This window comes from Ruegeria sp. ANG-S4, assembly GCF_000814005.1.
Classification (GTDB): domain Bacteria; phylum Pseudomonadota; class Alphaproteobacteria; order Rhodobacterales; family Rhodobacteraceae; genus Ruegeria.
On the sequence record NZ_JWLK01000004.1, the window covers coordinates 99,986 to 112,279 of the forward strand.

The 12,294-nt window shown below is 60.3% G+C and carries 8 protein-coding genes; 6 read left to right on the forward strand and 2 right to left on the reverse strand.

From position 1 onward, the window contains the following. From RA28_RS11240 to RA28_RS11265, 6 genes are all read left to right on the forward strand, one after another. A complete protein-coding gene (locus RA28_RS11240) occupies positions 1–1,008 on the forward strand; it encodes an AAA family ATPase (RefSeq protein ID WP_039528435.1) in 1,008 nt (335 codons plus the stop codon). Next, the gene (locus tag RA28_RS11245; RefSeq protein ID WP_039528438.1) at positions 1,005–1,880 is read left to right on the forward strand and encodes a DUF58 domain-containing protein; all 876 of its coding nucleotides are present in this window, start codon (positions 1,005–1,007) and stop codon (positions 1,878–1,880) included. Before RA28_RS11240 ends, RA28_RS11245 begins: the two co-directional genes overlap by 4 nt. After that, positions 1,877–4,639 (forward strand): DUF4159 domain-containing protein, encoded by a 2,763-nt coding sequence (locus tag RA28_RS11250; protein ID WP_039528442.1) that lies wholly within the window; start codon positions 1,877–1,879, stop codon positions 4,637–4,639. The genes RA28_RS11245 and RA28_RS11250 overlap by 4 nt, the downstream gene beginning before the upstream one ends. Next, positions 4,636–6,678, forward strand: coding sequence for a membrane protein (locus tag RA28_RS11255; RefSeq protein ID WP_039528445.1), 2,043 nt, complete (start codon positions 4,636–4,638; stop codon positions 6,676–6,678). Before RA28_RS11250 ends, RA28_RS11255 begins: the two co-directional genes overlap by 4 nt. Before the next feature lie 66 nt (positions 6,679–6,744). Beyond that, a complete protein-coding gene (locus RA28_RS11260; protein WP_039528449.1) occupies positions 6,745–8,949 on the forward strand; it encodes a response regulator in 2,205 nt (734 codons plus the stop codon). A gap of 47 nt (positions 8,950–8,996) precedes the next feature. Next, a complete protein-coding gene (locus RA28_RS11265; RefSeq protein ID WP_039529380.1) occupies positions 8,997–9,458 on the forward strand; it encodes a VOC family protein in 462 nt (153 codons plus the stop codon). Here the strand turns inward: RA28_RS11265 and yaaA are convergent. Beyond that, complete coding sequence (gene yaaA, locus RA28_RS11270; protein ID WP_039528453.1) at positions 9,449–10,219, reverse strand: peroxide stress protein YaaA; 771 nt, start codon at positions 10,217–10,219, stop codon at positions 9,449–9,451. The genes RA28_RS11265 and yaaA overlap by 10 nt on opposite strands. Before the next feature lie 33 nt (positions 10,220–10,252). Beyond that, positions 10,253–12,292, reverse strand: coding sequence for a DNA helicase RecQ (gene recQ / locus RA28_RS11275; protein ID WP_039528456.1), 2,040 nt, complete (start codon positions 12,290–12,292; stop codon positions 10,253–10,255). Between the last annotated feature and the right edge of the window lie 2 nt (positions 12,293–12,294).

A 12,294-nucleotide genomic window follows, 5' to 3' on the forward strand; every position in this document is an offset into this window, starting at 1 on the left:
ATGTCCGAACCTGCCGAGCTTGTCGCCGAGATTGAGGCGCTTGAAAACAAGCTGCAAGAGGCAAAGTCCTCGATCACTCGCCGTTTCATCGGACAGGAGAGGGTCGTCGACCTGACGCTGACCGCGCTGTTGTGCGGCGGGCACGCTTTGCTGATCGGTTTGCCGGGGCTTGGAAAGACACGGCTGGTCGAGACGTTGTCGACGGTGATGGGCCTGCATGGCAACCGCATCCAGTTCACACCCGACCTGATGCCCGCCGATATTCTTGGCTCCGAGGTTCTGGACACTGCCGAAGATGGCAGCCGTCATTTCCGCTTTATTCCCGGCCCGATCTTTTGCGAATTACTTATGGCGGACGAGATCAACCGTGCCAGCCCCAGAACCCAATCCGCGCTGTTGCAGGCGATGCAGGAACGCACGGTAACCGTGGCCGGCGAAGACCGCTCGCTTGGGGTTCCGTTCCATGTTCTGGCGACGCAGAACCCGATTGAGCAGGAAGGGACCTATCCCCTGCCCGAAGCGCAGCTGGACCGTTTTCTTGTGCAGATCGACGTTGAATACCCGGATCGCCAGACCGAGCGGGATATTTTGCTTGCGACCACCGGGGTTGAAGAGGAGGAGGCGCATCAGATTTTCACCAAGGAAGACCTGCTTGCTGCTCAGGTTTTGTTGCGGCGCATGCCGGTCGGCGAGTCCGTGGTCGAACTGATCCTTGATCTGGTCCGCGCCTTCCGCCCGGATGAGGCAGGCGCGTCCGAGCGCGTTGCCGAAACCGTTGCCTGGGGCCCCGGCCCGCGTGCCGCCCAGGCGCTGATGATGACGGTCCGTGCGCGCGCCATGCTACAAGGACGGCTGGCTCCCAACGCCGAAGACGTCATGGACATGGCGCGGCCCGTTCTCAGCCACAGGATGGCATTGAACTTTGCGGCGCGGGCACGCGGCGACAGTCTGGCCGAACTCATCGAGTCCACCGCAGCCGGGTTGGTCCGTACCGAGGCTGCAGCGTGAATGCCGCGCTGACCCTTCGCGAAAGGTCCGAGGCCGAGGCATCGCGGCTTCCGCCCCTGCTTGCACGGGCAGAGCATCTGGCAGGCACCGTTCTGCTTGGAGATCATGGTCGCCGTCGCGCCGGTTTGGGCGATGATTTCTGGCAATATCGCCCTGCTCAGATCGGCGATAGCCGCCGTTTGATCGATCACCGCCGGTCGGCCCGGGGGGACCAGCAATTTGTGCGCGAGCGGGAATGGCAAATCGCGCAATCGGTGATGCTGTGGATTGATCAGGGCGCTTCGATGCGGTTTGCGTCCGAAAAGACGCTGGCCACCAAAGCCGATCGGGCGCGTCTTTTGGGCCTGTCGACTGCGATCCTTCTGGTTCGTGGCGGTGAACGCGTTGGTTTGACCGGAACGACCTTGCCGCCCCGGCGCGGAAATGCGCAGATTGTGCGTCTTGCACAGGCTTGGTCAGAGGATTCGGATGCCGATTATTCCCCACCTGAACATCGCGCCATGATCCCTCATGCGCGTGCGGTGTTCATCTCCGATTTCCTGGGTCCGATGGACGAGGTCGAACTTGCGTTGACCAAGGCTGCCGACCGCGGTGTGCGCGGCGTTTTGCTTCAGGTTCTGGACCCCAGCGAAGAGTCGTTTCCTTACCGTGGCCGCACCATCTTTGAAAGCGTCGGCGGAACGACCCGGCACGAGACGCTCAAGGCCGGGGATTTGCGCGACCGCTATCTGGATCGCCTGGCCCGGCGTAAAGACGCTTTGACCTATCTGTGCCGCGCAACGGGTTGGCAATTGGGCCTGCACCATACGGTTGAAAGCCCCCAAAGCGCGCTTTTGTGGCTCTACCGGGCGCTTGACGGGGGCACGCAATGACGGTTTTGGCGGGCATCGGGTTTACCGCGCCTTGGGTTCTTCTGGGTCTTCTGACGCTGCCGATTCTGTGGCTGATCCTGCGGGCGGTACCGCCGGCGCCGATCCGCCGTTTGTTCCCCGCCGTTACCCTTTTGTTGGGTCTCAAGGATGATGAAAGCGTATCGGACCGGACACCTTGGTGGCTGCTTTTGCTGCGAATGCTGGCGGCGGCTGCGATCATCATCGGGCTGGCCGGACCTGTCCTGAACCCCTCGCGGGATCAAACCGGGACGGGTCCGCTTTTGCTGGTTCTGGACGCCAGTTGGGCGGGGGCGTCGCGATGGGGCAATGTTCTGGATCAGATCGACGCGCAATTGACCGAAGCGGGCCGTGCGGGTCGCCCAGTTTCCATCCTGCGGTTGTCCGAACCCGAGGCTCCGGTCTTTCAGGCTGCGGAGGCTTGGCGCGGCCGTCTTCCGGGTTTGACGCCGCAAGCGTGGCAACCGACCGAGGCGCAGGTTGCACAATCTGTTCAGGCTCTAACCCAGGTCGAAGGCGGGTTTGACACCCACTGGTTTAGCGACCGGCTGGATTACCCGGGCCATGATCAGATGCTTGCGATGTTGCAGGCGCGGGGGGATGTAACGGTTTACCGGGCCGCGTCCGCGGTGACGGCCCTTTTGCCTGCCTCTTATCAGGACGGGGTCATTCAGCTGACAGCGGTACGGGCGGCACCCGGTCCGGCTGCCGACATCACCGTTCTGGCGCAGGGCCGGGACCCGGCTGGAACGATGCGCGTGCTGCAGTCGGTTGATATGCAGTTCGAAAGCGGTGAAACGCTGGCGCAGATTGAGCTAGCGCTGCCCTCCGAACTGCGCGCCAGAATCACGCGGTTCGAGATACAGGGCCAACGCTCTGCCGGGGCGATAACCCTGACGGATGACAGCCTGCGTCGACGCGAGGTCGCGTTGATTGCGGGAACGCTCAACCGTGAAGGATTGGAACTGCTGTCGCCGCTGCATTATCTGACACAGGTTCTAAGTCCCACGGCTGATTTCGTGGATGGCGGCCTGCTTGACGTTCTGCCTGCCAACCCGGATGTGATTGTACTGGCAGACGTTGCCACTTTGGCGGAAACCGAAGAGGCCGCATTGGTCGAATGGGTCGAACAGGGCGGGTTGCTTTTGCGTTTTGCCGGACCGCGCATGGCCGCCAGCGATCTGGGCCGCGATGAGGAGGACATCCTTTTGCCCGTTCGCCTGCGCAGCGGCGGGCGCTCAGTCGGTGGAGCGATGAGTTGGGGCGAAGCCAAGGGTCTGGCACCGTTCCCGGACTCCTCTCCGTTTTTTGGCCTGCGGATTCCTGCGGACGTGAATGTAACGACTCAGGTGATGGCGCAGCCGGACCCGGATTTGGCAGATCGGGTCATAGCATCGCTGTCTGATGGAACGCCTTTGGTGACGCGCAAGGCCTTGGGTTTGGGGCAAGTGGTGTTGTTCCACGTCACGGCAGATGCCGAATGGTCGAGCTTGCCCCTGTCGGGCCTGTTTGTTGAGATGCTGGACCGATTGGCGGTCGCTTCGGCTGCAAAGTCGCGACAGCAGGAACAGCTTCAGGGCACCACTTGGGAACCGATCCAGATTCTGGACGGGTTCGGTACTTTGTCCGATGCCGGTAGCCTGCCGGGGGTGGACGGCGCCCAGCTGATCGGCGGCGAAATCGGGCCGGATCTGCGTCCGGGCTTGTACGAAAGCGGCAAGGAAAAACTGGCGCTGAACGTCTTGTCCGAGGACGCCGTGCTCACCCCGGTTGTCTGGCCGGCGGATGTGCCGATCAGAGGGCAAGAGGTCAGCACGGAAACCCCGATTGGGGGTCTGCTGCTCAGCCTCGCACTTGTCCTTTTGACAATCGATGTGCTGGCCTCGCTCGCCTTGTCGGGACGGTTGGGAATGGCACGAACAGCTGCCGTGGTACTGGGTGCTTTGCTGATCGCCCCGGATGCCAGGGCACAGGCACCCGAAGATACCGACTTTGCGCTCAATGCCACTCACGAGCTTGTTTTGGCCCATGTATTGACCGGCAATCGCGAGGTTGACGACATTGCGCTTGCCGGAATGCGGGGGCTGGCGCAGACTCTGTATTTCCGAACGTCGGTTGAACCGGCTGAACCGATCGGTGTCGACCTGGAGCGTGACGAGCTTGCCTTCTTCCCGCTGCTGTATTGGCCGATCACGCCGGATCAACCGCAACCTTCGGTCGAAGCCTATGCCAAACTCAACACATACCTCCGCTCGGGCGGAATGATCCTGTTCGATACCCGCGACGCCGATATTGCCGAGTTTGGGGCTTCCAGCCCCAATGGCCGCAAGCTGCAGCAACTGGCCGCTCCGCTGAACATCCCTTCGTTAGAGCCTGTTCCGAACGATCACGTTCTCACACGAGCCTTTTATCTGTTGCAGGACTTCCCCGGCCGCTATGCGGGTTCAGGCGTCTGGGTGGAATCCGCGCCTTTGGACGCCGAGCAGATCGAGGGCATGCCGTTCCGCAACCTCAACGACAACGTTACGCCGGTTGTGATTGGCGGCAACGATTGGGCCGGAGCATGGGCCGTTGACCGAAACGGACAGGCCTTGTTGCCTGTTGGGCGCGGCTATGCCGGTGAGCGTCAACGCGAGCTTGCGAACCGGTTTGGGGTCAATTTGGTGATGCACGTTCTGACCGGAAACTACAAATCCGATCAGGTCCATGTGCCCGCTCTACTGGACAGGTTGGGGCAATGACAGGAACCGTAATTTTCGATCCGCTCGTCCCCTGGCCTCTGTTGCTGGTGGTGGCCGCAATTGCTGTCAGCGGGGTGATCCTTGCGTTGTGGCGTGGCCTTTCGGGGTGGGCGTTGCGTGGGTTGGCAGCGCTGGTCGTTCTTGCCGCGCTGTCTGGCCCGGTCTATCAGATCGAGGACCGCGCGCCGCTGACCGATATCGTTCTGATGATCGAAGACGAAAGCGCCAGCCAAACCTTGTCGGATCGTGCCGAGCAGACGCTGCAAACCGCCGAAGACCTGGCCGCACGCATCGAGGCGCGCGACAATACCGAATTGCGCAGGATTCGCGTTGGCGACAGCGACGGCGATGAGGGCACACAGGTGATGGCTGCGGTGAACGAGGCATTGGCCGAAGAGCCACGGGCGCGCATAGCCGGAATTTTGGTGATATCGGACGGGTTGGTGCACGACGCCGATCAGGCACCGGATTTACCGGCCCCGATGCATTTGCTGCAAACAGGCCGTGCCGAGGATTGGGATCGCCGACTGATTGTCCGCAACGCCCCAGCCTTTGCCATCATTGGCGAACCGATCACGCTGACGCTGCGTGTCGAAGACAGCGGCGCTGCACCGGCAGGCGCCACCAGCGCCCCGCTCGAAATCTCCGTGGATGGGGCCGAGCCCGAGCGTTTTACGATTCCGATCGGGACGGATGTGGAACTGCCGGTCACGTTGCCGCATGGTGGCCGCAACGTCATTCAGTTCTCGGTCCCGCAGGCCGAAGGCGAGTTGACCGACCGCAACAACACGGCCCTCATTCAGATGAACGGGGTGCGCGACCGCCTGCGCGTGCTTTTGGTTTCAGGTGAACCGCATCCCGGTGGGCGTACTTGGCGTAACCTGCTGAAATCAGACAGCTCTGTCGATCTTGTGCATTTCACCATCCTGCGTCCGCCTGAAAAGCAGGACGGCGTCCCAGTGGATGAGCTTTCGCTGATCGCTTTTCCCACGCGCGAACTGTTTCTCGAAAAGATCAATGATTTCGACCTGATCATCTTTGACCGTTACAAACGGCGTGGCATATTGCCCGCGATCTATCTGGACAACGTCACAAACTACATCAACGACGGGGGTGCGGTGCTGGTCGCGGCCGGTCCGGACTTTGCGACTGCTGACAGTATTTTCCGCTCGCCACTGGCCTCGATGCTGCCGGCGCAGCCAACGGCGCGCGTTATTGAGGAGCGGTTTGTTCCAATGGTGACCGATCTGGGCCACAGGCATCCGGTGACTACCGACCTGGGAGAGGCCGAGGACTGGGGCGCATGGTTGCGGCAGATCGATGTCAAACACCGGACAGGCGAAGTTCTGATGACCGGTCTGGAAGATCGCCCCCTGCTGGTTCTGGATCGCGTAGGCGAAGGCCGTGTGGCTCTGTTGGCCTCGGATCATGCTTGGTTGTGGAGCCGCGGATTCGAAGGCGGTGGCCCCCAACTGGAACTGCTGCGCAGGCTTGCCCATTGGATGATGAAAGAGCCCGAGCTTGAGGAAGAAGCACTGTGGGCCGAGGCCAATGGCCAGTCGATGCGCATTATTCGTCAGACCCTTGGCGAAGAAGTCGGGCCCGTCACTGTGACCCGCCCGAATGGCGAAACGCTCGAGGTGGAACTGCGCGAAGTTTCACCGGGTCGGTTCGAAACCGTTTATGTCGGGCCCGAGATCGGCCTTTACCGATTGCAGGAAGGTGATCATTCGGCGGTTATCGGTCTGGGTCCCGCTGCACCGAAAGAGTTCGAACGGACAATCGCGACGGATGAGGTTCTGGCACCCGTGCTCGCCAGCTTACGCGGGGGCGCAATTCGCGTCGAAGACGGTTTGCCGGCCCTACGTAATGTGCGGGCGGGGCGACCTGCTGCCGGACGCGGGTGGATCGGTCTGACCCCCCGCGATGCCTATGAGACCCGCGACGTCACACAAGCGGGCCTACTGCCGCCGTGGCTTGCCCTGCTTCTGGCTGGCGGGTTCCTGGTGGCCGGGTGGCTGCGCGAAGGGCGACGATAGAGGCTTAAGCACTTTTTCACGATCTGCGCGGATGCTGGGACGAGACGGTCCGAGGATTTTCGCTTTATGAGCCTTGCTGAAAAATTATCCCAGGAAAGGCGCGCCCGCCTTGCGGCAGAGCGGTTGTTGGAACTGAAGCAGGCTGAACTGTCAGCGGCAAACCAGAAACTGGGCCGCCACGCGATTGCCTTGACGCGCCAGATTGATGAAACCCAGGCTGAGGTGGAAACCGTTCGTGGCGAAAACGAAAAGGTCAAATCCGATCTGACGGTCGCACATGCCAAGATCGAGGTCGCCGAACGCCGTCTTTGGCATTCGATCCAGACGATACAGGACGGATTTGCCTTTTTTGATGGCGACGGTTACCTGATCAGCGCAAACAAGGCTTATCTCAGCGTGTTTGAGGGGTTGGACGAGGTCGCCCCGGGTATATCGTACGACCGTATTCTCGATCTTCTGACCCAGGAAGGCATTGTCGACATCGGCGAAGACTCCGCTGCTGACTGGCAAGCCAATATGCGGCGTCGGTGGGCGTGTTCCAACCCCGAACCGATCGTGATCCAACTGTGGAATGGTCACTATATCCGCCTTATCGACCAGCGCGGCTCGGACGGGGATGTGGTCAGCCTGGCACTGAACATAACGTCGTCCGTCCGGCACGAGGCCGAGTTGCACGCTGCGCGCGAGCGTGCCGAGGCGGCCAATCGTGCCAAATCCGCCTTTCTGGCGAACATGAGCCACGAAATCCGCACTCCGATGAACGGCATTGTCGGCATGACAGAATTGCTGACGGAAACTCCGTTATGTGATGAGCAACGGCTTTACGTAAATACCATCCGCAACTCGGGCGAGGCACTTCTTGTCATCATCAACGACGTCTTGGACTATTCCAAGATCGAGGCGGACAAGCTTGCGCTGCATCCTGAACAATTCGATTTGGAGCGGTGTATCCTTGAAGTCTCGATGCTGCTGCAGCCCAGCGTTCGCGACAAAGGACTGACGCTGCTGGTGGATTACGACCTGTTCCTGCCGACCCTGTTTGTGGGCGATCCGGGCCGTATTCGACAGATTCTGACCAACCTTGTTGGCAACGCAGTCAAATTTACCTCGGACGGGCATGTGCTGGTCCGGGTTACCGGGGTTCCCAATTCAGATGCGCAAAGCTGTGACATTCACGTCGCCATCGAAGACAGCGGGATTGGGATCGAAACTGACAAAATCTCGCATATCTTCGGCGAGTTCAATCAGGTCGAAGACGAGCGCAACCGGCAATTCGAGGGGACTGGGCTCGGGCTGGCAATCACCAAGCGGCTGATCACAATGATGGGCGGAACGGTCTGGGTGGAAAGCGAGCCGGGCAAAGGGTCGTGTTTCGGCTTCCGTATCACGCTGCCGACGGCGGAAGGGCCACAGCCTGCACCGCCGAATCTGGCCGACCAGTTGCAAAATGTTGTCGTGGTCGAAGACCTTGAAGTGAACCGGGCGATATTGACCAAGCAACTGGGGCGCCTGGGGTCGCAGGTTACCGTATGTGAATCCGGTGGTGCCGCACTTGGGGCCATCAACGATACCGTTGACCTTGTGATTTGCGATCAGGACTTGCCGGATATGGAAGCGTTGGAATTGGCCAAGACCCTGCGGGGACAGGGTTGGGATGATCTGCCAATCGTCGTGATGTCCGCCAATCCCGCCATCATTCACGCCGACCCCACGCACAACCTGATTGACGGTGTGTTGCAGAAACCTATCCCCAGGTCCGAGCTGTACGCCCGGCTTCTGGACCTTGGTGTGCCGCGTGCGGCAAGCCCCGAACCGACGCGACATCCGGAAGTCAAAAAGCCAGCTGGCAAAAACCAGAGACAAATGCGGGTATTGGCGGCGGAGGACAACCGGACCAATCAATTGATCTTTCGAAAGATGACCAAGGACCTGAACATCGAACTGCGGTTTGCCGCCAACGGGCTGGAGGCGGTCGAAGCCTATTTGGACTTCAACCCGGATCTGATCTTCATGGACATCTCGATGCCGCAGATGGACGGAAAACAAGCCACAGCGGAGATCCGAAGACGCGAAATCGGCACCGCCAAAAGCGTGCCCATCGTTGCCCTAACGGCGCATGCAATGGCCGGAGACGATCAGGGCATCCTGGCCGCTGGTCTGGATCATTATCTGACAAAACCGCTGCACAAGAAACTGATCCACCAAATGATCATGGATCACCATCCTGAAGATACAGCTGCATTGACGGATGACTCTCCATCGGCTGATTGACGCCTTGGGCGGTTCAAATCGACAAGCATGGGGGCTATTCTGGCCCCATGCCACATCCAAAGAATTTTCGCGTCCGCGCACTTGGCGAAATTGCCATTCGCTGCTCAGACATGAGCGCAATGGTTGCCTTCTACGAAGATGTAATTGGTTTGGAGCGTCTCAGTGGTGATCACAACAGCGCCATCACGTTCTTTCGGATTGCCGCAGGATTTGATGGGCATACGCAGGTTCTTGCGCTTTTTCATCACAAAGCGGCGCCTCGTCCGGGCCTGCACCCAACCGGAGACGATAGACCGGTAACCGGAGGCAACTCGTCGTTGCATCATATTGCCCTGTCGCTGCCTTTTGATGAACAGGCAGCCGTAATGAGTTGGTATGACCAGATCGGCCAATCCTACCGCGTCGAAACCTTCGATTGGATTGGCTGGCGCGGAATTTTCACCGAAGACCCCGAGGGTAACACAGTTGAACTGGTTGCCTATGACAGGTCGATGTTAAGTCAGGCTTGATAAGGGCGCACGAAGACGGGTTTGTCTTCGCCCGAAAGCTCCGGTCGGTATTCATATCCGCCGCTGTCGAACTCCAGCAGTGCCTGCGGGTCCGTCAACCGATGCTGAATGATGTACCGCGCCATCGCCCCGCGCGCCTTTTTGGCGAAAAAGCTGACGATCTTGGAGGCTCCGGCCTTGTCTTCCATAAAGACGGGCGTGATCACTTTCAGCTTAAGTGCTTTAAGATCAACCGCCCCAAAGTACTCCTGACTGGCGCAATTGACCAAGGTATCGCTTCCGACCGCGTCGGCTTGCGCGTTCAGGGCCTTGCCGAGTTGGTCGCGCCAGTATTCATAAAGGTTTTTGCCGCGGCGGGTCTTCAATTTGCTTCCCATCTCAAGCCGGTAAGGCTGAATTCCATCCAACGGTCGCAATACGCCATAAAGCCCGGACAGGATGCGCAGATGATCCTGCGCCCAGTCCATCTCATCCGCATCCAGCGATGCCGCTTCAAGACCCTGATAAGTGTCGCCGGCAAAGGCCAGAGCTGCCGGGCGTGTTGCCTCTGCTGCGGGCGCTTCAGCAAAGGTGCGATACCTGTCCCGATTCAGCCGGGCCAGATCGTCGCTCAGGTCCATCAGCTTTTTGAGGTCGCCAAGCGTCAGGTTGCGCGCGGTTTTGGACAGGCGGATGGCGTCATCCTGGAAATCCGGTTGCGTGACGTCCACGTCCCGCCCCGCCCAGTCCAGCCGCTTGGCCGGGGAAATCACTACCAGCATATCTGCCCTCGTTCCTTGCCTTCACCGGGGTATCTAGCCCGCTTGCCGCAACACGTCCAGAAAGGCTTCGCCGAACCTTTCGTGCCGGCGATCCCCCAAGACCTGTTCCAATCCGCGCGGGTTGTCAGGGCGCAGCTTCGCGACCTTGGCAAGCTGCGAGGCCGAGCAGGTCAGCGGTTTGTCGGTACCGTCCGGGCCACGGGCCAGGTCGTTCTGAACAGCCAATAGTTGGTCGTAAATATCGCCTTGGTCACGACCCGCCAGTTTGCGACGAACCGGATGTACTGCGGCAACCTCTCCGGCGATCACCTTTAAGAACGTATCGCCATACCGTTCCAGCTTTTTTGCGCCCACCCCACCAATACGCGCCATGTCGTCCAAGGACATTGGGCGCTTTTCGGCCATTTCGATCAGAGTGCGATCCGGGAAAATGACATATGCTGGGACTCGAGCGGACTCGGCCAGAGCGCGGCGTTTGGACTTGAGTGCGGACAGCAGAGGCGCGTCTTCTTCGGCCACCATTGCTTTGACAGCGGGGCGGCGGGTGGCTTTACGGATCGTATCCTTGCGCAGACTGATCTGCGCCTCGCCCTTCAGGATCGGTTTGGCGGTTTCGGTCATGCGCAACGCACCGTGGCGCTCTGGGTCGGGACGGATCAGGTCGTGCCCCATCATCTGACGAAAAATCGCCTGCCATTGCGGGCGTGACCAGTCTGTGCCGATACCCCAGGTTGACAGGCTTTCATGGCGCCGGGCGCGGGTCTTGTCCGTTTCATTGCCCAGCAGAATATCGATCAAATGCCCCGAACCAAACCATTCCTCGGTGCGCAGGATCGCGGACAGGGCCATGCGGACGGGGGTGGTGCCATCGAATACCTCGGGCGGGCTATCGCACAGATCGCATTTGCCGCAGGGGGCGGCTTGTTCTCCGAAGTAGCCCAATAAGGTCTGACGACGGCATGACAGCGCTTCGGCCAACCCCAGCAGAGCGTTCAGCCGTGCATGGTCGGCCATGCGCCGTTCTGGTGGGGCGAGCCCCTCGTCGATTTGTGAGCGGCGCAAGCGAATATCGTCGGGGCCGAACAGGGTCAGCGTCTCGGCCGGTCCTCCATCGCGCCCGGCGCGTCCGATTTCCTGATAATAGGCCTCGATGGATTTCGGCAGATCGGCATGCGCAACCCAACGGATATCCGGCTTGTCGATGCCCATGCCGAAAGCAACGGTTGCGACGACGATCAGCCCATCCCCGCGCGCAAAACGGGTTTCGACGATTCGGCGATCTTCGGCCTCCATCCCGCCGTGGTAATAGCAGGCGGCATGACCTTCGTCGCGCAGTGCCTGCGCGAGTGCTTCGGTTTTATTGCGGGTTCCGCAGTAGACGATACCGGGCTGACCTTTGCGCGCAGCAGCAAAGTCGAGGATTTGTTTGCGCGGCCCGTCCTTGGCGGCAAACGCCAGATGGATGTTGGGGCGGTCGAACCCACGCAAAAACCTGAAAGGTTCGGTGCCGTCGAACAGTTTCTGGACGATCTCGTCCTGTGTTTCGGCGTCAGCTGTCGCGGTAAAGGCGGCAAGCGGAACCTTCAGCGCGCGCCTCAGCTCTCCGATCCGCAGATAGTCTGGGCGAAAATCGTGGCCCCACTGGCTGACGCAATGGGCTTCGTCCACCGCAATCAGGTTGACATTGATCCGTCGCAGCATGCCCAGTGCTGATCCGGCTGCGAGCCGTTCCGGCGCCATGTAGAGCAGTTTCAGCCTTCCGGCTTCCAACGCGTCCCAGACCGCATCGTTTTCTTCAGGTGTGTTGCCCGATGTCAGTGCACCGGCCTCTACGCCGGCTTCCTGCAGACCGCGCACCTGATCGCGCATCAGGGCGATAAGCGGCGAAATCACCACGGTAACGCCGTCTCGTAACAATGCAGGGAGTTGATAGCACAGGGATTTTCCGCCACCTGTGGGCATGATCGCCAACACGTTTTCGCCGGCGGTCACGGCGTCGACAATCTCTTCCTGCCCGGGGCGGAAATCGTCGAATCCAAAGACATCTCGCAACAAGGGTGCGGCGTCGAACATGT

Excerpts from the sequence above, each read along its gene's own strand:
- RA28_RS11250 (WP_039528442.1), top strand. The coding sequence starts at position 1,877 with ATGACGGTTTTGGCGGGCATCGGGTTTACCGCGCCTTGGGTTCTTCTG.
- RA28_RS11255 (WP_039528445.1), top strand. The coding sequence starts at position 4,636 with ATGACAGGAACCGTAATTTTCGATCCGCTCGTCCCCTGGCCTCTGTTG.
- yaaA (WP_039528453.1), bottom strand. The coding sequence starts at position 10,219 with ATGCTGGTAGTGATTTCCCCGGCCAAGCGGCTGGACTGGGCGGGGCGG.
- RA28_RS11265 (WP_039529380.1), top strand. The coding sequence starts at position 8,997 with ATGCCACATCCAAAGAATTTTCGCGTCCGCGCACTTGGCGAAATTGCC.
- RA28_RS11260 (WP_039528449.1), top strand. The coding sequence starts at position 6,745 with ATGAGCCTTGCTGAAAAATTATCCCAGGAAAGGCGCGCCCGCCTTGCG.
- RA28_RS11240 (WP_039528435.1), top strand. The coding sequence starts at position 1 with ATGTCCGAACCTGCCGAGCTTGTCGCCGAGATTGAGGCGCTTGAAAAC.
- recQ (WP_039528456.1), bottom strand. The coding sequence starts at position 12,292 with ATGTTCGACGCCGCACCCTTGTTGCGAGATGTCTTTGGATTCGACGAT.